Annotated in this window: 16 protein-coding genes; 9 read left to right on the top strand and 7 right to left on the bottom strand. The window is 34.5% G+C overall.

Annotated elements, in window-relative coordinates:
• Positions 1-69: 69 nt before the first annotated feature.
• The 4 genes from K5X82_00295 to K5X82_00310 all read left to right on the top strand — a co-directional run bounded on the left by K5X82_00295 (position 70) and on the right by K5X82_00310 (position 4771).
• Complete coding sequence (locus K5X82_00295) at positions 70-1626, top strand: arylsulfatase (GenBank protein QZT37347.1); 1557 nt, start codon at positions 70-72, stop codon at positions 1624-1626.
• A 257-nt stretch (positions 1627-1883) separates the two neighbouring features.
• Positions 1884-2390 carry a hypothetical protein gene (locus tag K5X82_00300; protein QZT37348.1) on the top strand — a complete coding sequence of 169 codons (507 nt, stop codon included), beginning with the start codon at positions 1884-1886 and terminating at the stop codon, positions 2388-2390.
• Positions 2391-2779: 389 nt separating this feature from the next.
• On the top strand, positions 2780-3898 hold the full coding sequence (locus tag K5X82_00305) for a T9SS type A sorting domain-containing protein (GenBank protein QZT37349.1): 1119 nt from the start codon (positions 2780-2782) through the stop codon (positions 3896-3898).
• A 216-nt stretch (positions 3899-4114) separates the two neighbouring features.
• Positions 4115-4771, top strand: a complete 657-nt coding sequence (locus tag K5X82_00310) for a leucine-rich repeat domain-containing protein (GenBank protein QZT37350.1) — start codon at positions 4115-4117, stop codon at positions 4769-4771.
• A gap of 48 nt (positions 4772-4819) precedes the next feature.
• On the opposite strand, the gene nhaC is transcribed toward K5X82_00310, so the two are convergent.
• From nhaC to K5X82_00325, 3 genes are all read right to left on the bottom strand, one after another.
• On the bottom strand, positions 4820-6286 hold the full coding sequence (gene nhaC / locus K5X82_00315; protein QZT37351.1) for a Na+/H+ antiporter NhaC: 1467 nt from the start codon (positions 6284-6286) through the stop codon (positions 4820-4822).
• 613 nt (positions 6287-6899) lie between these two features.
• On the bottom strand, positions 6900-7496 hold the full coding sequence (locus K5X82_00320; GenBank protein ID QZT37352.1) for a sigma-70 family RNA polymerase sigma factor: 597 nt from the start codon (positions 7494-7496) through the stop codon (positions 6900-6902).
• A 175-nt stretch (positions 7497-7671) separates the two neighbouring features.
• A complete protein-coding gene (locus tag K5X82_00325; GenBank protein QZT37353.1) occupies positions 7672-9330 on the bottom strand; it encodes an RNA pseudouridine synthase in 1659 nt (552 codons plus the stop codon).
• 1009 nt (positions 9331-10339) lie between these two features.
• Between K5X82_00325 and K5X82_00330 the strand changes: the two genes are divergently transcribed.
• A complete protein-coding gene (locus K5X82_00330) occupies positions 10340-11824 on the top strand; it encodes an acetyl-CoA hydrolase/transferase family protein (GenBank protein ID QZT37354.1) in 1485 nt (494 codons plus the stop codon).
• Between the two features lie 91 nt (positions 11825-11915).
• Here the strand turns inward: K5X82_00330 and K5X82_00335 are convergent, their stop codons facing one another.
• Positions 11916-12506 carry an NAD(P)H-dependent oxidoreductase gene (locus K5X82_00335; GenBank protein QZT37355.1) on the bottom strand — a complete coding sequence of 197 codons (591 nt, stop codon included), beginning with the start codon at positions 12504-12506 and terminating at the stop codon, positions 11916-11918.
• Positions 12507-12599: 93 nt separating this feature from the next.
• Positions 12600-14027: a carbon starvation protein A gene (locus K5X82_00340; GenBank protein ID QZT37356.1), complete on the bottom strand. Its 1428-nt coding sequence runs from the start codon at positions 14025-14027 to the stop codon at positions 12600-12602.
• A gap of 331 nt (positions 14028-14358) precedes the next feature.
• Here K5X82_00340 and K5X82_00345 point away from each other — a divergent pair, with 331 nt between their 5' ends.
• Both K5X82_00345 and K5X82_00350 read left to right on the top strand, forming a co-directional pair.
• Positions 14359-16668 carry a glycoside hydrolase family 3 C-terminal domain-containing protein gene (locus K5X82_00345; protein QZT37357.1) on the top strand — a complete coding sequence of 770 codons (2310 nt, stop codon included), beginning with the start codon at positions 14359-14361 and terminating at the stop codon, positions 16666-16668.
• Positions 16669-17032: 364 nt separating this feature from the next.
• A complete protein-coding gene (locus tag K5X82_00350; protein ID QZT37358.1) occupies positions 17033-18034 on the top strand; it encodes a haloacid dehalogenase-like hydrolase in 1002 nt (333 codons plus the stop codon).
• A gap of 134 nt (positions 18035-18168) precedes the next feature.
• Here the strand turns inward: K5X82_00350 and K5X82_00355 are convergent, their stop codons facing one another.
• Together K5X82_00355 and K5X82_00360 are read right to left on the bottom strand one after the other, a co-directional pair.
• Entirely contained in the window at positions 18169-18633 is a 465-nt protein-coding gene (locus K5X82_00355) for a superoxide dismutase, Ni (protein ID QZT37359.1), read from the bottom strand.
• Positions 18634-19681: 1048 nt separating this feature from the next.
• Positions 19682-20359, bottom strand: a complete 678-nt coding sequence (locus tag K5X82_00360) for a PorT family protein (GenBank protein ID QZT37360.1) — start codon at positions 20357-20359, stop codon at positions 19682-19684.
• A gap of 258 nt (positions 20360-20617) precedes the next feature.
• Between K5X82_00360 and K5X82_00365 the strand changes: the two genes are divergently transcribed.
• Complete coding sequence (locus K5X82_00365; protein ID QZT37361.1) at positions 20618-21679, top strand: SMP-30/gluconolactonase/LRE family protein; 1062 nt, start codon at positions 20618-20620, stop codon at positions 21677-21679.
• Between the two features lie 539 nt (positions 21680-22218).
• Positions 22219-23016 carry an AraC family transcriptional regulator gene (locus tag K5X82_00370; GenBank protein ID QZT37362.1) on the top strand — a complete coding sequence of 266 codons (798 nt, stop codon included), beginning with the start codon at positions 22219-22221 and terminating at the stop codon, positions 23014-23016.
• Positions 23017-23341 lie beyond the last annotated feature (325 nt).

Here is a 23341-nt window from a genome sequence, read left to right on the forward strand (position 1 = left end):
TTGATGGTAATGGCGAGAATCTAATTAATAGGAACACGAGAATCTATAAAACGAAATACATAAAAAGTGATGAAAAACAAACTTGGTACAATTGCATTTTCTACTGCTGCACTGTTATCATTTGGTGCATGTCAGTCTCAAAAGAAGAGCAAGAACGAAGAGGTTAAAAAGCCAAATGTTGTAGTTATCTGTTTAGATGACTTAGGCTATGGTGATGTAAGTGCATATGGTGGAAAGGTTTTAAAGACACCAAATATCGATAAACTTGCAAATGAAGGAGCTCTCTTTACTGACGGGTATGCTACTTCAGCTACTTGTACGCCGAGTCGTTATGGAATGTTGACTGGACGTTACCCATGGAGAAATAAAGATGCTAAGATTTTACCTGGGACGGCACCATTATTAATAAAAACAGATCAGATGACAATGCCTAAGATGTTCCGTAAAAGTGGATATCAGACTGCATTGGTAGGTAAGTGGCACTTAGGTCTAGGTACTGGAATGGTTGACTGGAATCAAAGAGTGAGTCCAGGACCTAATGAAGTGGGCTTCGACTATGCATTCTATATGGCTGCTACAGCAGATCGTGTGCCAACAGTTTATTTGAAAGATGGTAATGTAGAGGGATTAGATCCGAAAGACCCTATTTATGTTAGTTATGATAAAAACTTCGATGGGGAGCCTACTGGTTTAAATAATCCAGAAATGATGACGATGAAATGGCATCATGGACACAATGGTACTATTGTTAATGGTGTACCTCGAATTGGTTTTATGAAAGGTGGAAAAGAGGCACGTTGGAATGATGAGATGATGGCAAATGTTTTTCTTTCACAAGCACAGGATTATGTGAAAAATCATAAAGATAAGCCATTCTTCCTATATTATGCTCTAGAGCAACCTCATGTACCTCGTGTGCCAAATCCTAAATTTGTGGGTAAATCAGGTTTAGGACCACGTGGTGATGTCGTTCTTGAAGCAGACTGGGCTATTGGTGAACTAGTGAAAACTTTAGATAAAGAAGGTATACTTGAGAATACGATTATTGTTGTTACTAGTGATAATGGTCCGGTTCTTAATGATGGATACTATGACGATGCTGTTGAGAAACTTGGTGAACATAAACCATGGGGACCTCTTAGAGGAGGTAAATATAGTTTATACGAAGCTGGGGCACGTGTTCCTTTTATCACTTACTGGAAAGGACATATTAAGCCAGTTGTTTCAGATGCTATCGTTTGTCAAGTGGATTTGATGTCATCTTTTGCTCATATGCTTGGTAGTGATATTTCAGGTCCTGATAGCGAAAATATTTTACCTGCATTGCTTGGAGAGTCTAAGAAAGGTAGAGAGACCTTGATTACAGAGGCTACAAGTCGTACACTACTTCGTAAAGGGGATTGGATCTTGATTCCTCCTTACCAAGGAAATGCAGTAAACACGTTTGTTAACATTGAAGTTGGAAACGACAATGAGTATCAATTGTTCAACGTCAAAGAAGATATTGGTCAACAACATAACTTAGCTTCAACTAATCCTGAGAAGTTAGAGGAGATGAAGAAGATTTTTATTGAATTACGTGGAGCAGATTATCTTAAGAATGTTGAAAAACTAGAGTTAAAGTAACGAGTACCGTTAATTACATATCAGATAAGCAGTGAATGAGCCCAGTATAAATGCTGGGCTTTTTTTATTTGTGAAATATTCACGTTCGCTAAAATTCCATTCTAAAAGAAGATCTCTACTATTTATGACAACCATTATTTGGTGTACTAGCGCTATCTTAAGGTAAAAAAAGGTCAAATCATAAAGTGTTTAAAATTGTAATAAGTTGTGGGTTGGAACATTATATTTGTTTTATGATAATTATAAAATAATGAAATATGATGAAGAAAATAGTTTTACTTCTATTAGTTGCAATTACATGTAGTTGTGGTACTAAGAGACACTATGGCGATGTGAAGATCGAAGGTGATCTAAAGTTTGAAAAATATATAGGTGGTGGTAGTCTTTATATCTATTCAACTCCAAATGATTTGTTAGGCTATACGCAAGCATGCTTAGTTGAAGCTAATAGTCGTTTGGTTGAAAATCATTTCGCTAAATGGTCATATAAAGGAGCTGATGTAGTTGAGGTTATATATGCCAAAGGTAATTCAGTGGCTACATGGTCACAAGAACAGGCAATTGGTAATAATCTAGAGTTGCGTTATACAAGTCGTATGGGGGTGGTTCCAGATCGAATTATTGTCAAGAAGAAAGGGAAGACGATATTTGAGACACCTCTGTTTAGTTCTGATGGGATATATAATGGAACTATTGCAACGGACATATACAATAGGATTAAGGAGGTGCTAGGGTTAATGTCAAATCGTTTCTATATATATTAAAAAAATAAGGTGACCTAGTGGGATCACCTTACAAATCAAATATAAAATCTATGAGATAGTAGACTTTCACATTGTAACGGCAGTGTGAACGAATTGCCTACTGTACATAAGACGTTTGAAGTGAGATTTTGTTACAGAAAAGACCAATAAAATGTGAATAAAAATATTATTCGTGGAACCTATTGATAATTAGGATTGTCTACTCTTCTAAAGAACATTAGTCTTTATCTATTCTACAAAAATGAATTTATTTTAGACATATGTTGTGTTTAATATGTGAAAAAGTGAAGTCTATTCCTTTTTAGGATTAATAGTTTTGAAGTAAACATTTTCAAAATTATAACCATAGAGTGTTATTCAAATAGATACAAACTCTAAACATACATAACATGAAAAAACTTTTACTTTTTATTGGCTTAATATTGCCGTTGTTGACTTCTGCGCATGATTGGAAAAAGAAAGCTGAATTAGATATTGCTGGATTAACTACACTTAAATATTATAAGAATGAGTTATATGCATTAAACAACAAAGCGTCTATTGTAACTGTAAATACTGCGACTTCTGTATTAACCACTGTCGTAGATTTTAATGCAGTACTTCCAGGTATAAGTATTAATGCTTTTGCGATTAAGTCAGATGGATCTTTTCTTGCTGTAAGTGATGTATCTAATAAACTATATTTTTTAGACTCTAAAGGTGTTGTGACTAATGAGTTCGTTTCAGCTGTTTCTCCACAATGTGTTCTTGAAGCCGCAGATGGTCGTATCTGGGTTGGTGGAATTGATTTGGAGATATTTACAGCAGATGGTAATTTAGAACAAACTTTTACAGCAACTGGAAGTTCAAAGAAAAGTATTATTAGTGATGTGAGAGATTTAATGTTGCTTTCAAATGATAAAGTAATGATGTTAGACCGCAATCGTGGTATCTCTATTACTGAAGGTAATGCTCATGTAGATGGATACCTTGAGTGTTCGAAGAAATACAAGAATAACGATACCTTTAATAAATCACAAGCTGTTGCTGAATCTGCTGATTTCTTTATGGTTTTATCTCTTACAGACAAAAGTTCGAATCACTGGGGAGTAAATCAGTTTGATAAGAAACTTACTACCTATGAGAATATAGATAATGTTGTGGATAACGTTGTCGTGAAAGTTAGTGCATTGAAAAGTATTGCTGGTAGTCGAAGTGAAGTTTTTGTTTCTACTACTGACAAACTTTTTATCTACGAGAACAGTAGAGCTTTGGCAAGCGTAGATTTGCAAAAAGTGAATGTTTCAATCTATCCAAACCCAGTTATTGAGATATTGAATGTGAAAAGTAATGATTTAATTTCATCTTTTGAGATCTACAATGTATTGGGATCGATTGTTTCAAAGGGTGCAATTGACTCAAATGAAACAGCTCTTAATGTTTCATCATTAATTTCGGGGATGTACATTATTAAGTTATACGGAACAGATCATAAATTGGTTTATTCCTCTAAATTTACAAAGAACTAGCCCCCAATAATGTTAATAAATCTTCTTGCAATGATGATATAAAATCAAAATGAGGGTGATTGGATATCGTAAAAATCATTGATAAGGTCACAATAAGCTATAAAAAAAGGAAAAGGTGCATAGAATTAATATTTTATGTGCCTTTTTTGTAACAATATGAATTTGCTGTTGTTGTATGAATGTAAGACTTCATGAAAACTGTTTAAATATCTTGTTATGACCTATAAGTATAGCTCTTCTTCAGATTCTTATGTATCTGACCAGACTACCTTAGACGATTACTCTTTCTCGGTAACCTTAAACAAGAACGTCGAATTGATATGTAAAGAATTCGATAATCGAATAATTATTAATGATGTGAAAATAATCGCAGAGAGTAGAATAGCTCTATCTTTTCCTGATTATGTTGATTGCAAGCCAATTGTAGGGATATCAACTGAAGCTTTTGCTGGTCTTTGGTGTCTTGAGAGAATTAATAAGTGGCCGTATAAACTTCAATATATTGAAGATCGTGCATTCTATAATTGTCGTAATTTAAAGTCATATGTTTCTCTTCCTGACCATCTCGAATTTATAGGGAGGGAAGTATTTGCAGGTTGTGAAAAATTATCGATAGTTGAACTTCCTTTTTATCTTCGTCAAATTGAGAGATGTTGTTTTAGAGGATGTGATCAACTAAAATTAATAGTTTACAACTCTTTGCATTCTGTTGAGGTATTAAGTAAAGGAAAGCGAGTTAATCGTGCATATGAATTTCCTTTAGAGGTAGGATGGCAGACGCAGTTGATTGTCTCATATGATATTTTTATTAAAGTATCTAACCTCTCAAATTATCTGGTGTACTCAAAGGTCAGTGCTATGAATGGTAGATAGTTGCACTATAATAGTTAAAAGGAGTTCGCTAAACGAACTCCTTTTAAATTATTCTGATATGATTTCCTCTTTGTTGTCTTTTATGTATCGAATCTTATAGCCAATCATTGCTACAAAGATAGACATGAGTGGACTGATGATATTGAAAAAGCAGTAAGGAAGATATGTTAGTGTTGCTACTCCTAGTACTTTTGATTGGGCAGCTCCACATGTGTTCCAGGGGATTAAAACAGAGGTAACAGTTCCAGAATCTTCTAGTGCTCTACTTAGAACTTCTGGTGCTATTTTCTTATCTTGATAAGGTTGTTTGAACATTCTTCCTGCAACTACGATAGCTAAATATTGATCTGATGCTGTAAAGTTAAAGAATACGCCTGTTCCAACTGTTGCCGCTACAAGTGAAGTTGTGTTGTTTGCAAACTTGATAATGGACTGTGTGATTCTTTGTAGAAAATGAGCACCTTCCATAATTCCTGCAAATACCATCGCTGATATGATAAGCCAGACGGTTGATAGCATTCCTCCCATTCCTGATGTATTCATGAGATCCGAAACCATGGTATTATCAGTCTTTATTGAAACAGAACCTAACATGGATTGCATGACACCTTTATACGAGGATAATGCATAGTTATCTGTAACACCCGAAATTTCATTCACAATATGTGGCTGGTAGATAACCGCTGCCAATCCTCCCATTAAGGTTCCAACTAAAAGTGCTGGGAGAGGAGGCATTTTTAAAATAATTATCCCTAGGAGTGTTATTGGAACTAAAAATAGAACAGGTGATATGGTGAAGGTCTGTGCTATTGCATCTTTTACTGCCGATACATCTGCTATACCATTTGTCTCCATAGTAAATCCCATTACTAGAAAAATAATAAGTGTTAACGTTATCGATGGAACAGTTGTATATACCATATAACGGATATGGGTAAAAAGATCTGTTCCTGCCATGGCTGGAGCTAGATTGGTTGTGTCAGACAATGGTGACATCTTATCTCCAAAGTAGGCTCCACTAATAATCGCTCCTGCAGTCACTGCTTCTGAAAAACCTAATGCTTTACCAATTCCTAATAGTGCGACTCCAATGGTTGCAATTGTAGACCACGAACTACCTGTTGCAACTGATACAATGGCTGATACAATTACAGAAGATACAAGAAAGAATGTCGGATTGATGACGTCCAATCCATAATAAATCATTGCTGGAACGACTCCACTGATCATCCATGTTCCGGCAAGTGAGCCTATGAGAAAAAGAATGAGCATGGATGGCATCGCTGAATGTAACGTCTTCAATATCTGATGTTGAAGATGTTCCCATTTCTGCCCGTTAAAAATTGCGATTAGACCTGCAAGCCCCCCTGTAAGTAATAATGCAATTTGATTTGATCCTGCAATAGTATCATCAAAAATCTTTACGTTTATAGCCAATAATGCTAATAAAAATGCAATTGGAATGAGCGCCTGTAATAGTGTAGGCTGCTTTACTTCTTGTCTTGAAAAATTCACGGATTAAAATATACTTAGATTATAAACTGTCGCAAATAAACGATTTTTTTGTTTAAAAATCTACGAATTGTAAGTTTTTTATCGAATTAAACTATTAATTGATTTTTTGTGGGGTGGTATTATGTAAATAAATATTAGGTGTAATCTTCTCTATTTTACAAAGAAATAATACTTTTTGATATATTTATTGTTAGTAACATGTTGTACTTAATGTGATTACGTTGTTGGAGTCTGTTTTTTTTATTATACTACCCATTTCTGACTTTATATTAAAAAAGTCTATGATTCAATTGTAGTCTATATGTGTGGATTTAGGAAGTGTTATTTTAGTCTACTTTTTATCGAATCAAGAAAATATCTAGATTTTTGTTATTGAAGATGTATTTCATTCAACTATTTAAAGATAGCTGTGTGAATAGAAGTGTTGCAGGATGTGTTTTTGAGAAGTAAAAAACGGTATGAGTTATTATATTCATATTGTAATATAATAATAGCTCTTCAGCAGCAATATAATGAGAATTCGATCATCACTCTTCTAAAAGTATGATGATCGAATCTGTTTATTTTACCTCACCCTATATAGATGTTCTCATAGAGAACACTTAGATGAGTTTTAACTACAAAGAGTTAGTTCTATATTTTTATCATCAACGATTTTACGCATATTTATTAATGCATATCGCATTCTCCCTAAAGCTGTATTAATGCTAACATTGGTTTGTTCCGCAATCTCTTTAAAGCTAAGACCATAGTAGTGTCTAAGTTTAATGATTTCTTGTTGATCCTTAGGAAGAAGATTCATGATTTCACTTACTTCATAGATAACCCTGTCGTTAATTATCTCTGTCTCAATGCTTTTGTCGGAGAATTGAATACAGTTGAACAGATCTGCCTCACAATTGTCATTAGATATTGTATTCAGGTGTTTTTCTTTTCGAAAATGATCAATGATAAGATTATGTGCAATTCTTACTGCCCAAGAGATAAATTTACCGTTATCTTTATATTTGCCATTCTTTAAGGAATGAATAATTTTGATAAAAGTATCTTGTAATACATCCTCAGCTAAAGAGTGACACTTGACAACCATTACAATATAAGTAAATAGTCGATTTCTATGACGTGTAATCAATACGTCCAAAGCATAATCATCGCCATCAAGGTACTTTTGTACCAAAGTCTGATCTGGGATTAAATTATTTTGATTCATCTATATAGTTTGAGTTGGTTATAAAGGTAGAATCATGTCGATAGGCAATGAGCTTTAATGTTTGTTAATAAGTAAATTGATTATTTTTTTGTAAATATATGTTTTTTTTGTGTACCACCAAAACAAATAAAAATATATTGCAATATTATTTATGATTATACGTTTTGCGTGATTTTTAAAATGGACATTCGCAGTGAACTTCTATGGTTTCTCTCGTATATGGATGTTCGAAAGTAATCTGTTCTGCGTGGAGACATAGCCTACCATTTGTATTTGTACCGTATAGTTCATCCCCTAAAATAGGTGCATTTAAACCTTTTGTATGTGCACAATGAACTCTTAGTTGGTGGGTTCTTCCTGTAATCGGGGAGAGCGATAATCTTGTCTTACCATTAGATTCTGAAATCTTTTCCCAATGTGTGATGGCATCTTTCCCATATTTCTCACAAACCATCTGTAGCGGTCTATTATCTAAATCGACTCGTAAAGGAAGTGAAATAATACCGTTATCTTTTGTCACTTTTCCTGAGATCAATGCGATATACTTTTTATGTATCTTCTTTTGAAGGAACTGCTTTTGGATTCTTCGATAAGTTTCAAGGTCTTTGGTTGCTATTAGAATACCTGAAGTCGACATGTCTAACCTGTGAACCAATAGAGGTCCTTCGAATTCAGGATGGCGAGTGTGAATAATATGGTAAACCGAATTCTGTATCTCTTTTCCTGGAACCGATAATAAACCTGAAGGTTTGTTGACCACCATTAAGTAATCATCTTCATAAAGAATTTGAAGTTCGTATGGTTTATTTGCCGTTTCAGTAATAGGATTGGGGTCGACATGAATCCCTTGAAGCATAAAACCTAAGATCGGCTGACATTTGCTTTTGCATGAAGGGTAGAATTGTAAATGTCTTCTCAGATCATCCTTATGTTCTGGATCCCACCAAAATTCTCCCATTAGAAGAGGGGTTAGATTATTATTATATACAAATTGTAGAAGTTTTGGTGCAGCACAATCTCCAGCTCCTGCTGGTGGATTTTCTCCCTTAGTGTCTTGAAATAACTTAGTGATATTTATTTGATCTCCTTCTGCATTCGATAAAAGGTATTGATTAAATACCTTTTGCTGGAGTGCTTGTGACATCCTCTTTCTTATACATCTAAGATCATCTAAGAGTGTTTCATACTTGTCGATAAGTTGTTGTAAGTCTTGTTCTAATGCTTCGCGAAGCTGTTTCTCTCTCTTATACTCTTTTTTTAGAAGTTGACTTTCTTGTTTTAGTGATTTATCTAAAGCGAATACTTCTTCATCAGATAGTGTATTGAAAGAGCTTCTAATGGCTTCCCTCTTTCGTTTTGCCTCCTGTCTTACGCTCTTTGCTTCTTCTAAATAGATGCTATTTTGAGTTTTTACTTGTGTAAGTTTCTCTACGTTACTTTTGTAAAGGCTCTTATCTGTAATGTCCTGGATTAGCTGATTTATCCTTGTAATGTATGTTTCTTCTTTTCTAAAGAAACCATCTTTTGTCTCTAATGAAACGATTGAAGGGACTAAGTTTAACTCTTTTGTTAGATCTGGGTTAATACCTGAAATAGCTACTAGATAGCCCAACTGTTGCTGTTTGTTGGTTACTACTAATATTCCAAACATCTTTTGGTTGACATGTTTGTCCAAATAGGTATTGGATGAGAATGATTGTAAGCATTTAATTACTTCACACTTTGCTTGCACTACAAGATCGTGTGGATTGTACTGAAAAGGAAATGTGAATGCTGTAGTTTGGGCATCGATCTCTCCTTCGAGTGGATATATATAATCACTAAGTTCTAACATCAATTCTCCTTCATTTGTTAAGAATACAAAGTAAATAATTCTACTGCTACCGAGAAATACCTAATCATTTTTTTGTAACCAAATTGTGCCGTATTTATTGCCAATAGTCACTTTGTTTGGCTTATTTTCGGATTCATCCATATTTTGCATATAACTATCTCTATCGTTATCAACTATTAAGCGACGACTAAATATTAATCAAACAGTATTTAAGTGGCAGCTAAACAGGGTATTAAAACGCATTATAAACGGTTCGAATACGGTGACTCTACAAGGTTAGTTTGCTACTCTTTCTTAGTTGCTTCATAAAAAAGCTCGGATCTTTGAGTGAACTATGAAGGAACCTTGAACGAACTATGAACCATCACCGTATTCGAACCGTATAAGGACCGACATAAGACTGTGTTAAAGTAGGGGAAAACAATTGCTTGTCTATGGTTAAAAAGGAGTGAAGGGCATCTCGCTAGATCTTAGTTATGGCTTTATAGGTCAACTTAATGAAAAAGGATTTAATGAATTATTCCTGCATTTGTCACTTGAATTCAAGGTTCAATGGAATCCGATAGATTAATTATTATTCCCATAAAAATATATATGAGTATTCTATATGGCTGGTTTATCGTGTAATACGGATTAAAATCGTAGTTGAATAGGGGATGGATTTATTCAAATTATTAGAGATTGTTTTAAATTAAAAGTTTAATAATGTAAAGATATGAAAAACTATTTACACCTTATTGAATGGCTCTCAATTGGATTAGAAAGTGTCTAAATTAAATAATCTTATTTTAATGTCTTTATGGTGAAGATGTTAAATGAGTTGTGTGTTTATGTGTTTGATTATCAGTGTTTAGTTGCTTTGTTTATGATCTTATTCAAATAGAAGATTGAAAGGATGTTTATATGAATGTTTTGATTATGAGCTTATATTTTTAAAAAAAACATCTCTTTTTACATTCTGCCTCGCTATATTTGTGACTCGTAAAAAATTCATTGCAATACTGCTGATATGTCATACAAAATATTAACACCAGAAGAAGCAGCATCATTCATTCAACATGATGATACTGTGGCGTTCAGTGGATTTACTCCAGCTGGATCGCCTAAAGATATTCCTACTGCCATTGCTAAACGTGCAGAGGAGTTTCACGCAAAAGGGGAACCATTTAAAATTGGAGTAATCACTGGAGCATCTACAGGTGACTCTTTAGATGGAGCTTTAGCTCGTGCAAACGCGGTTAAATTCCGTACTCCTTACCAGTCGAATAAAGATCTACGTAAAGCATTGAACAATGGTTCTGCAGAGTACTTTGATCTTCACTTGTCTGTTGTAGCGCAAGAGATGCGTTATGGTTTCTTTGGCGATATCGATGTTGCTATTATCGAAGTTGCTGATGTTACTGAAGATGGTGAAATTGTTCTTACTTCAGGAGTAGGTATCTCACCAACTGCTATTCGTCTTGCTAAAAAGGTAATCCTCGAAAAGAATAGCAACCATCCAACTTTTATTCGTGGTCTACACGATATTTATGAGCCTCTTGATCCTCCTTACCGTAAGGAAATTCCAGTTGAGAATCCTGAGACTCGCATTGGTTCTCCAGTGATTAAAGTAGATCCAGCTAAGATTGTTGGTATTGTTGAAACAAACCGTAAGGATGAAGTTGGTGCTTTTGCTCCAGCGGATGAGGTAACAACAAAAATTGGAGAGAACGTAGCTAAATTCTTGGCAGGAGAGTTGAAAAAAGGAACTATCCCGAAAGAGTTTTTACCTATTCAGTCAGGTGTAGGTAACATTGCTAATGCAGTGTTAGGTGCATTGGGTTCTAATCCAGATATCCCACCATTTAGAATGTATACAGAGGTGATCCAAGATTCAGTTATTGGATTAATTCGTAAAGGAGATATTACTTTTGCGAGTGGATGTTCACTTACTGTAACACCTGAAGAGTTAGATGGTATTTATCGTGATTATGACTTCTTTAAGGATAAATTGGTTCTTCGTCCACAGGAGATCTCGAATAATCCAGAAGTTGTTCGTCAATTAGGTTTGATTACGATCAATACTGCTCTAGAAGCGGATATCTTTGGTAATGTAAACAGTACTCACGTACTTGGAACAACAATGATGAATGGTGTTGGAGGTTCAGGAGACTTTACTCGTAACAGTTTCTTGTCAATCTTTACTTGTCCTTCTGTTGCTAAAGGTGGTGCTATTAGTACTATCGTTCCTATGGTTTCTCACCAAGACCACTCTGAGCACTCAGTGAAGATTATTATTACAGAGCAAGGTATTGCTGATTTGAGAGGTAAGAGTCCACGCCAAAGAGCAGAAACTATTATCGAAAATTGTGTACACCCTGAGTATAAAGACCTATTAAGAGGTTATTTGAAATTGAATGAAAAGATCGTTCATACACCTCAAACATTAGGGTCTGCATTTAATATGCACCTTGAATTTGCTGATTCAAAAGATATGAGAAAAACTAAGTGGTAAACACTAGTCAACATGATATCTTTTTAGATAATATTGAAAAGGTAGTACTTTCGAGTACTACCTTTTTTCATACATTATATCCTACGATATTTTATTGATCTTCTTGGCTATCTAATTGGACTTTATGGATAATCCGATTTAGGCGATCTTCAACCTTCTCTTTGGAGAGCTCTCTTTGGTCTTCGATCCATATGATAGGCATGGTATGATATCCCATTCTTCCCCATACCCCTTGGTTTAAAGTTATTTCTAGTGCCTCTTTGGTCTCTTTTATTGGCTCCATTATCCATGGGGTTTCGTAGAAAGCAATAAGCTTAACTTGTGTTTTAATATTCTCCGTGATTCGAGTGGGATTATTGAGTCTATTAGGTGAGAAAATTCGATCAATCCACCCTTTTAGAATGGCAGGATATCCATTCCACCAAAGAGGGAAGAGTATGATTATTTGATCGGAGTGCATAATAAGGTTGCTATATTTCTGAACATCTGAAGGAGCTTCTATCCCCATCTTATACATCTTATCCTCATATTCACTCCTTATGGGATCAAAAGATTCTTTATAGAGGGTTATGGTTTCTAAGGCATGACCTGAGGATACAAGTGTTTTCGATATCTGCTGATAGATGTCGTTTAAGTATCCTTGATTCTCGTAATGAGCACAAATGATTAAGGTTTTTTGCATAGGTTTTGTTGTTAAAATGAAAGCCACTAGAAGAACAATAAAATATGATATTTGTTCTAGCTAATGGCTTTGTAAGTCTTTGTTTTATGTTGATTAAGAGTTTAGTTTGTCACGATTATATTTTCTGCGATATAAAATAAAAAGAATAATACAAACGATGGAGCCTATGGCTCCCAATATTGTCGATAAATTCATTGGTAAACCGACTCCTTCTTTTGCAACGAAAATATAGGTTGTGACTACGTTCGTCATAAAAAAAGCGGGTATAAATGCGGTCCAATAGTTTCGTCCTTCTTGCATTAAGTATACTGTCGCTGCCCATAGTGTGATGGTCGCTAATGTTTGGTTTGCCCATCCAAAATATCTCCAAATGATTGCAAAGTTTATTTGTGTTAGAAGAAAGCCAATCGCAAAGATTGGTATCGTTATGGCTAGTCTCTTGCCTATACTCTTTTGTGAGTAACCTAATGCATCAGCTACTGTTAGACGTGCTGAACGAAATGCCGTATCTCCTGATGTGATTGGTGCTGCTACTACCCCTAAGATGGCTAATATACCACCAACTTTACCTAGCATGGAGTTACATACTTCTTTCACCACCCATGCTGCATTGTGATTTGGTTGTGACATCTGTTCTCCAAGCTCTTTAATTCCACCAAAGAATGACATTGCTGCTGCTGCCCATATAAGGGCTACAATACCTTCAGTAATCATTGTCCCATAGAAAATCCTACGCCCTAACTTTTCATTTGTCATGCATCTTGCCATCATAGGTGATTGGGTTGCATGAAATCCAGAAATGGCACCGCATGCTATGGTTATAAATAGCATTGGAAATATTGGTTTCTTCTGAATATGAAGATTTTGAAACATCTCTCTTGATAATTCAGGAATTGCATAATCTTCCGTTATCAGGTTCCATGCAATTCCTACTGCCATAATCAGTAAGCATAGTCCAAATAGAGGGTATACTTTTCCAATAAGTTTATCTACAGGAACAAGTGTCGCAAGAATGTAATAACAAAATATGATGGCGATCAAGACCGGAACCTCCATGTTTGTTAAATCGTGTAGAATCGTTGCAGGCCCTTTAACAAAGACTACACCAACAAGAATAAGTAGTACGACTGAAAAGACTCTCATAAATATCTTAATCGCTTTGCCGAGATAGATCCCTACAATCTCTGAAAGGCTCTCTCCTCCATGTCGAACAGACAACATACCAGACAAGAAATCGTGAACTGCTCCTGCAAAGATACATCCAAATACGATCCATAAGAATGCAATCGGCCCCCATAATGCTCCTGCTATAGCTCCAAATATTGGACCAAGACCTGCGATATTTAGGAATTGGATAAGAAATATTTTTGCTGGATGCATCGGAACGAAATCCACCCCATCTTGTTTTTCAATTGCTGGAGTTGGACGGTTTTTGTCTACTCCAAACACTTTTTCCATATAGCGACCATAGACAAAGTAGCCTATAACAAGTAGTGCTATTGATACTAAAAATGTAATCATAGGTATTAATTTAGTTCAATTTTTCTTACGTAGTAGAATTCCCCTTTCTACTTTATTGATTAGTTCTTGAGGGATAAATGTATTTTTTTTTCTTTTCTAAACAGAAAAATATAGACTGTTTCTGAGTACGCTTTTATGTGTTATGGAACATGATGAAATTAGTCTATACAGCTCTATTGAAATGGACACGTTCAGCTATCATGTGATTGTTAAAGTTTTTTATTATATTGAAAGATATAGGGATTGTGCATCTCTGCATGAAGGGGGGCAAGTCTCGTCCGAATATAGAATTGATATATTTCAGAATAAACTTTGAACTTAACACATTATAATGAAAAACCCTCTCTTATTTGCCATCAGCATCACACTTGCTCTATTCTCATGTAAGACTCAAAAAAATGATGATGTTCCACGAATTCCTGAAGTCGAGAAGTTAATCTCTTCTATGTCTATTGAAGAGAAAGTTGGACAAACTATACAGATCACCCTCGATGTGGTGATAAATAAAAAGTCTAAACATAGAATAGAGCTTGATACTTTAAAATTGAATCAAGCACTTCTTAAATATCATGTGGGTTCAATATTGAATACGACCCAAGGGCGAGCATTACCTGTTGAAACATGGAATCGATTAATCAAACAAATTCAGAATGTCGCGATCGATGAGTCTCGTTTACATGTGCCGATCCTCTATGGGGTGGATGCTATTCATGGTGCTTCTTATACAAAAGGGGCTATTCTATTTCCACAACAAATTGCGCAAGCTGCGACTTGGAACCCTGTGCTGGCACAAAGAATAAATGAAGTGACTGCACAACAAACAAGAGCAAGTGGAATCCCTTGGACTTTTTCCCCTGTAATGGACTTAGGTAGTGACCCTCGTTGGGCTAGGATGTGGGAAACCTATGGGGAAGATCCTTACCTTGCTTCGAAGATGGGTGAGTCTGCAGTTATTGGATACCAAGGGGTCTCACGCGATAATGTGGATCAGCATCATGTGGCTGCTTGTTTAAAACACTTCTTCTGTTATGCCTCTAACTCAGGGAAAGATCGTACTCCTATCGAGATCTCTAAATCAACGTTGTACGACTACTACTTGCCTTCATTTAAAGCGGCAATAGAGAAAGGGGCTTTATCTGTGATGGTAAATTCTGGAATTGTAAATAGTCTTCCTGTCCATGCCAATAGAGATTTGTTGACCAATTTGCTAAAGCAAAGGATGGAATTTGATGGTGTCGTTGTTACAGATTGGGCTGATATTGAAAAGATACATACGAGAGATAAAGTGGCCGTAAATCATAAAGAGGCTGTTAAAATGGCTTTCAATGCAGGAATAGATCTATCAATGGTTCCATTCGATTATGTGAGATATTGTAAATTGCTTACTGAGTTAGTTAAGAGCAAAGAGGTTTCAATGGAGAGATTAGATGATGCTGTAAGGCGTAATCTAGTCTTAAAGCATCGGTTGAATCTATTTAATACTCCAACCACTTCATTTAGAGAGTACCCAAATATTGCATCAGAAAGTTCAAAGAAATTAGCATATAATACTGCATCCGAAGCTATAACATTATTAAAGAATGAAGGTAATATACTTCCTATCTCCACGGAATCTAAGTTGCTTATATTGGGTCCCAATGCAAATACAATGCGTCCTTTATTAGGAGGATGGTCTTACTCTTGGCAAGGTCAGAATGCTGACAAAGAAGGAGCCGATTACTCGACTTTTCTTGAGGCTGCCGTTCAAATATTTGGTCGAAATAATGTAGAGTATTTACCTACCGTCTTATATCGTGGTGCTAAATATTTTCATGAGGAGTCAAGTAACCTCTCCTTAGTGTCAAAGAGCGCTATGAAAGCAGACTATATTATTCTTTGTCTTGGGGAGAATTCTTATACAGAGAAGCCTGGAGATCTCTCTGAACTAGACCTTTCGGAGAAACAACAAACACTCGTTGATACTGCTTCAAAGAGTGGCAAACCTCTAATATTGGTGCTTAGTGAAGGAAGACCACGAATAATCAGAAATATAGAACCGAAAGTATCTGCTATCGTTCAAACTTATATCTCTGGGAGTTATACAGCAGAAGCTTTGATGGATGTTATCACTGGAAAGGTAAACCCTTCAGGGAAACTTCCATACACCTATCCTATGCATGCAAATTCTCTTGATGTCTATTATCATAAGCCTTCTGAGGAGAGTAAAACCACAGATGGTTTATATGATTATTCCGGTGGCTTCTATCCTCAGTACCCTTTTGGTTATGGATTGAGTTACACCACGTTCGAATATCGAAATTTAAAAGTATCTCCCAAAAGTTTTAGTTCTAAGGATACAATAACTGTCTCAGTTGAGGTGAAAAATATAGGGTCTCGTAAAGGAAAAGAGGTTGTTCAGTTATACAGTTCTGATTGTTATGCATCGTTAACTCCAGATGTAATTCGTCTTAGACGTTTTAGAAAAGTGCAACTTAATGTAGGAGAGACGTCTGAAATATCTTTTGTATTGACCGCAAAAGATTTAAGCTTTGTATTAAACAATGGGCAACGAATTGCAGAGAAAGGACAGTTTGTGTTTCAGATAGATGCATTAAACGAAAAAGTGGAATTGACTGAGGATATCTTGTATGAGAAATTCTGATTCCGGAAAATAGACCTTTGATATCAATTACATTTTGAAATGAGATCTCAAGACTTGCGAAGATATTTTGATTATACAAGGCAAGAAATTCAGTGTATTACTCTTAGATCTAATTTTTGTCTTGATTTATTAAACTGAATACCATTACATCAACGGGTGCCTTATTTTATAATTTGATGACTCTATTGCTTCTGTAATATCTGTTTTTATTGGTAATTTCATAGCAAACAACTCATCTTATTAAGGGTACCATCAATTAATATTTTGTCTTTGTGGATTTACTTTTTATTTCAGTGCGAATGCGAGTGGTGAACCATTTGATGTTTTATAATGTTATAAAGAGATGAAATTTAAAAGATTCATTATGAATAAAATACTATTTGGTATCACTCTATTTTGTTTTATATCATGTCAATATGAACAAAAACAACCTGTAGAACCATCTGCAGATTTAGCCAGCTGGAATGACAATAAAGTAAAAAAAAGAATTGTTGAATTTGTAAATAAAGTGACAACTCCTGGAAGCGATACTTTTGTTCCAATAGAAGATCGTATTGCAGTATTTGATAATGATGGGACCCTGTGGAGTGAAAAACCTCTATATAGCCACTTTTATGGTGTGTTCTATCGAGTAGAACAATTAATTAAAGAGCATCCTGAAAAGGTTAATGAGGAACCATTTAAAAGTCTTCACCAGTTTATTCTTTCGAAGAGCATGAAAGACCTTCATTTTTTTATGGAAGAGTATAAGGAAGGAAAAATGTTAGATATCGTTGGACAATTAATGGGTAGTGCTTTTTCTGGCATGAAAGTAGAAGAGTATGAAATGTGGAATAGGACTTTTTTCTCCAAATGGAGGAATAATAAGTTAGATAGAACAATATTTCAGATGACCTACCAGCCGATGAAAGAGTTGATAGACTTCCTGAAAAAGAGTGGATTCAAGGTCTACATTATTACAGCAGATGAAGGTGACTTCTTGAAGCTTTTCAGTCGTGAACTATATGGTGTAGACCCTTCTCATGTCTTTGGAACAACCACTGCCTTGAAATATGATGAAGGGATCTTATATCGAACGAGTAAAGGACAGTATGTGAATAATTGGGATGGAAAACCACGTTTAATAAAGCAAGCGATTGGAAAACGACCTATTGTTGCTGCTGGTAATTCAAATGGTGATTTTCATATGTTAGAATATACGCATAAAGGGGAAGGGCAAACTCTCTCAATCTTAATTCACCATACAGATGCCAAACGAGAGTTTCAATATGATGGGCATACTGATAAAGTGCTTCCCTATGCCCACAAAAATGGTTATGTAGTCGTAGATATGCAACAAGATTGGGCAAATGTATTTGGTGATTAAAGCCTAATTGCTCAATAAGATAAAGAGGCAACTCATGTAATCATGGTTGCCTCTTATCGATATGTCAGAAATAATTAACAAAAGAACCAGCAGAACTCACCAGTTACAACTGCTGGAAAAAAACGAATAGATATTTATTTATTAAAGTAAAGTTTCTCAAATTTTTCAGTAGCAGCTTGGAGCTTATCTACCATTTTGTAGTCTAAAGACTGCTTACATTTCATTGCATACACACAAACTTCGTGAAGTGACAAAAGAAGTTGTTCTTGTCTTTTCTTTGTCGCATCATTTGTTCCTAATTTTACCCTTTGGAATAGAAAATATTGTGTCATAATTTCTTGAACCTTCTTTGCATGATCTTCCTTATTGTTAGTCCATCGAACGATCTGTTGAAGATCTGTCTTGCTTTGTGTGGATAAATGATCAATCTCATGCATACTCTTTTTAATGGTTTGAATATGCTCTTTAATTAACTTAATTCTTAATGCATCATCGTATATTCCACAAGGAATCTCACAGTGAGCTTGTACAGGTTTAGGCATGATCATGGTCATTCCCAATGTCAAATATGCTAACAGTAAAAGTGATTTAATTTTCATAGTAATTATAATAATGATTTCTTACTAACTCTTCCGCAAAAATAATAAAAGAGATATTTATGTCTTGTTTTCGATTGTCTAAACAAAAGCAACTCTAAAATGTTTTCGGATACCTATATTTATTTTGCAATAATATGATAACATAATTCCAGAATTTGTGTAACTGTCTGATATCCTAAAGGTGTCATGTGATTGATGTATTGATGAAGAGTCTAAACTTTCTTATGCAAGTATCATAACAACCGTCTGATGTTCACGCCAGCTCGAACATCAGACGGTTGTTATTTGTCCTTCTCTATGCTGTGGTAAAATGGAGTTTGAATATCGTTTCCTTCCATAACAGAAGGGAATTAAACAACTCTTAAAAGCCACCCACTTCATGTTTGTTCTCTATCAAATAACCGTTAGGGTGGAGGACGCTTCGATAGAGTATAGATAAAATGCTAATTTAAAGTAACCCGATGCATAAATCGATACTATTAAACCGACGCCAACATGTCGCAATTAATTGTTTTATGACAATTTGATTTTAAGACTTTACAAAAGAAATCGTGATATTACACTCCCGACGGGTTAATATTGTTCAGACAGAGGACTGAGTCAATTAACACTCCCAAACAACGAATCGTAAACTACTCGATTTTTCCCACCATAGTATCTCCTCCTACTTTCCTTCGCCCTTCCTTCGCCCTTCCTTCGTCTTTTGTTGATATATTGGTCACATATCCGTCATATATCAGTTACATCAACTACACATGTGTTGTGACGAATGCATAACCAATATATGCCCCTTATACCTCTAATAGGTGAGTAAGAGTGGGAGGAAGGTAAAAGAAGGGACGAGCTTGAGTCGAGTGAATATGAAGTGAGGCATATACAAAATATCCTAATGGGGATTGTGTGATGGAATGCATCTTCATTTATTCTTGAAATACAAAAACAAATATTTGAACAAAGAATAAATAGTTTTCCATTGACTTGTTCGTTAAAAATTGACTATTATCAAAAGTAATAAAAGGGAAGTTTTATGAACTTCCCTGAAATATGTTTAATAAATAGATTTAAAGTGGTAAGATAGACCAATGTAAAAGCCTCTATTTTGATATATGCTATTACTGTTATTAATATCATTTAAACCGAGGTCATATCCAAGATATGGTTCAAAGCTATTGATTTTAACGCTAGCACCAAATTTCAAAGAAACATTGATTGGTTTTATCTGATCTTCGTTTGATAAATCATTCCCGAATCGGATTTTTGATTCATCGTTGTTGTTATCTATTTTTCCAGACAATGCAAAAGAAATGGCTGGTTCAACAAATAAGCGGAAGTAATTACCAGTTCCGTTTAATTTGGCAACATTATAACTGATTGTTAATGGTATCTCAAGATAATTCATCGTCATATCAAAGTCGTACTTGTCGGTGTAATAACCATCTTTTTTTATATAAGAAGCCTCCGTACCTCTTTGTATAAAGTTTAGTCCTGGTTGGAAGACAATATTATTCCTCTTGCTACAGAAATTATAGAAAATACCAGCATGAAAACCAGTTTTATTTTTTGTGTCATCAAGGTATGAAGTGCTGTTATTATCAAAATTATCGATGTTTAGTTTGTTGAAGTTCATACCTGCTTTAACACCGAAACCATTTTTGTCTTGAGCAAAGGATGTATTTAGCATCAATAGAGTGCATGCTAAGGAGAAGAGTGTTTTAATCTTTATCATAATTAATGAATTGAAGTGTTTAGTTAAAAAACTACCTTAAAGGTAGTTTTTTTGCGAAATTTAACAAATGAGATCTATGCTTCCCTTGGTGATTGTTTGATTTAAACCACATATACACCTGCTTAAAGATGAACTATTTGTAGAACACTTTGTTTTCATAGTAAGATATCCCCAATGGGATATTGATCTAAATTTGACAATTAGAGAATTTATATAAAGAAAATATTCATCTCTGATTATTTAACAAAAAACTTATATATGGAGTATTGTCATCGTTCCCTTTATTACATTTTTAGTGTTTTATTTTTACCTCTTTTAGTCTTTACATCTTGTTGTGGTCCTGATAAGGAATGTGACCCTTTAGAAGAGATGGGTAATGGTGTAAATCAGTGGACAGGAGTTGCTGTTTCTAAAGAAGGGCGAATTTTTGTCAATTACCCGAGATGGTCTGATGATGTTCCAATTAGTGTTGCGGAAGTCGTTCGAGGTGATGCAATGCCTTTTCCTGATTTAGAGTGGAATTCTGAGAGTGAGGATCATTTTATTGCAGTTCAATCTGTATATGTTGATTCAAAAGATCGTTTATGGGTTCTTGATACACGCAATCCGAAGTTTAAAGGGGTCTTAGAAGGAGGACCAGTCCTATTTTGTTTTAACCTCTCTAATAATAGTTTGATTGAAAAGTACTATTTCCCTTCGGATACTTACCAAAAAGGGTCTTATTTTAATGACTTGAGGGTTGACTGTAAATATGACGTTGTCTATTTGACCGATTCAGGATCTGGAGCGTTGGTCATTCTAGATCTTAAGAATAAAGAAGTTAAAAGACGATTATCCCAGCATTATTCGACAAAGAGTGAAAAAGATCATTTGATGTGTAATGGTGTCCGATGGGATAATAGTGTTGACTCTGATGGCATTGCTTTAACTCCAGATGGTCAATTTCTATACTATATAGCACTAACTGGTCATACATTATACCGTATACCAACAGTAGTTTTAAGAGACTATTGTTTAGATGATGCAGAAGTGGCAGTTTATGTCGAAAAAGTTACTGAAGTTCCCGCTACAGATGGAATGATGTTTGATTCAAAGGGTAATTTGTGGATGGGAGGACTTGAGGATGATGCTATTAATAGACTATCTTCTCGTAATGAATTAGAGCAAGTGATCAAAGATGAAAGAATAAAATGGGCAGACTCTTTTGCTATAGATGGAAATGGATTTGTGTATTTTCCTACATCACAAATCTATTTAGATGAAAAAGATAGAGGTAAATACAAACTATATCGTTTTTTACCTCCTGTTTTAAAAAAATAAGAAGTTCGGAATTTTAAATATACATGTTAAATATAGATTCGTTTGCACCTAGTTTTGACAATTTTTATTGTTAATAAACTAGGTGTTTTTTGTTCCAAAGTAACAACGTGTACAATGACATGGTAAAAAAAATATACTAGACTTATAAAGTGTTAATCGTATTGACATCAAAAGGATAAAACGTTAAAATTGTGTTTAGAAACTATTTTATTCTCCTTAAAACGAAGAACACAAAGATGGATTATCTGTTTGTTATCGGCTTAGTAGTTATTTTTTTTCTATGTGCCTCTTTATTAAAACAATCGACTAAACAATTGTCTGACTGGATTTTTATTGGATGGATGTGCCTGACATCATTGTCTCTAATAACTTTCTTTTTATCATCGCATAATCTATTCTCAGACTATCATTGGATTTATGAATTATGTTGTTCGAGTTATATACTTCATGGCGTGATATTCTATTTCTATACATTAAGTTTTCTGAATCCAAGTATTCATTTGAACTTAAATGTTTTGTGGCATTTATTACCCTTATTCATGCTTGTAACTTACAAGATTGTAATGACCAAGTTAGGATATTTAGATTGTTTAGAAGAGGGGGCATGTGATCATTCCCATAATATATATGCTATGATTGGCGAGGGATTCAAGTTTAGTGTAATATTCATTTATGTAATAACAAGTAATATATTAGTTCGTCAAAGAATCGAACAAACTAAGGGAAAAAAAATAGATCGTATGGGACTTCAGTGGATAAGTTCCATGGGAATGGGTTTTCTATCTCTTTTAACCTTAGTTTGTGCAATTAAGCTATTCGGAAATTATTTTGGCTCATTATTTATTGATTTAACAATGATTGTAAATATACTCATTACATTATCAGTTATTGGCCTAATCTATTTATATACTAGGTATGCTTTTGTGTTTGCACATCCTTTTGGTTTGGTTATTGATAATGAAGTTAAATCTCGTGAAGATGAGACGATCAGTGAGGAGATGGTTCTACTATATCAAAAGTTAAGTAATATCGTTTTGGAACAACAGTATTATCTTGATGGGGATCTCACCTTACGAAAACTAGCTTCTTTAATAGGAATTCAGGAGCATCTCATATCTAATGCTATTAATAGAATTGGTAATTGTAGTTATTCGGACTATATTAATAAATATCGAATATCTCATTTTATCTCCTTGATACAAGATAATAAACATGAGGAATACTCACTTCTACAATTGGCCTTTGAATGTGGTTTCAATTCAAAATCATCATTTAATCGTGTTTTTAAACAATTTAATGATGTGACTCCAACAGAATATATTCGAACTTATTTGTAGTATCTTAAGTTATATGATCGAAATATTTTGATTAAAATGAGTCTTTTGTGGAGTATCAAGGACTTGTTTGTTGTGAGTGGTTATAGCGAATTCGTTGTCCATTCCCATATTTCCTAGAGTATTATAACTTCTTAAGTCATTAATTGTTTGTTGCCCTACTCACAATAAGTAGTTATCTTTTTAGTTAAAAAATATTGATGTTTGTCGATATCTGTTATTATATCATAGTAAGGTTTTGATTGCTAGATCAAAATAAATTTTTCTTCAAGAATTGATTTTCACCTTTTGTTGTGATTGACAAGTTAGTTATATGCAATTATTTTTG

Source organism: Prolixibacteraceae bacterium (assembly GCA_019856515.1).
Taxonomy (GTDB): domain Bacteria; phylum Bacteroidota; class Bacteroidia; order Bacteroidales; family Prolixibacteraceae; genus Halosquirtibacter; species Halosquirtibacter xylanolyticus.

What these genes read in the sequence shown, in the direction of transcription:
- K5X82_00295 (QZT37347.1), top strand. Translation starts at nt 70, where the DNA reads ATGAAAAACAAACTTGGTACAATTGCATTTTCTACTGCTGCACTGTTA.
- K5X82_00300 (QZT37348.1), top strand. Translation starts at nt 1,884, where the DNA reads ATGATGAAGAAAATAGTTTTACTTCTATTAGTTGCAATTACATGTAGT.
- K5X82_00305 (QZT37349.1), top strand. Translation starts at nt 2,780, where the DNA reads ATGAAAAAACTTTTACTTTTTATTGGCTTAATATTGCCGTTGTTGACT.
- K5X82_00310 (QZT37350.1), top strand. Translation starts at nt 4,115, where the DNA reads ATGACCTATAAGTATAGCTCTTCTTCAGATTCTTATGTATCTGACCAG.
- K5X82_00320 (QZT37352.1), bottom strand. Translation starts at nt 7,496, where the DNA reads ATGAATCAAAATAATTTAATCCCAGATCAGACTTTGGTACAAAAGTAC.
- K5X82_00325 (QZT37353.1), bottom strand. Translation starts at nt 9,330, where the DNA reads ATGTTAGAACTTAGTGATTATATATATCCACTCGAAGGAGAGATCGAT.
- K5X82_00330 (QZT37354.1), top strand. Translation starts at nt 10,340, where the DNA reads ATGTCATACAAAATATTAACACCAGAAGAAGCAGCATCATTCATTCAA.
- K5X82_00335 (QZT37355.1), bottom strand. Translation starts at nt 12,506, where the DNA reads ATGCAAAAAACCTTAATCATTTGTGCTCATTACGAGAATCAAGGATAC.
- K5X82_00340 (QZT37356.1), bottom strand. Translation starts at nt 14,027, where the DNA reads ATGATTACATTTTTAGTATCAATAGCACTACTTGTTATAGGCTACTTT.
- K5X82_00345 (QZT37357.1), top strand. Translation starts at nt 14,359, where the DNA reads ATGAAAAACCCTCTCTTATTTGCCATCAGCATCACACTTGCTCTATTC.
- K5X82_00350 (QZT37358.1), top strand. Translation starts at nt 17,033, where the DNA reads ATGAATAAAATACTATTTGGTATCACTCTATTTTGTTTTATATCATGT.
- K5X82_00355 (QZT37359.1), bottom strand. Translation starts at nt 18,633, where the DNA reads ATGAAAATTAAATCACTTTTACTGTTAGCATATTTGACATTGGGAATG.
- K5X82_00360 (QZT37360.1), bottom strand. Translation starts at nt 20,359, where the DNA reads ATGATAAAGATTAAAACACTCTTCTCCTTAGCATGCACTCTATTGATG.
- K5X82_00365 (QZT37361.1), top strand. Translation starts at nt 20,618, where the DNA reads ATGGAGTATTGTCATCGTTCCCTTTATTACATTTTTAGTGTTTTATTT.
- K5X82_00370 (QZT37362.1), top strand. Translation starts at nt 22,219, where the DNA reads ATGCTTGTAACTTACAAGATTGTAATGACCAAGTTAGGATATTTAGAT.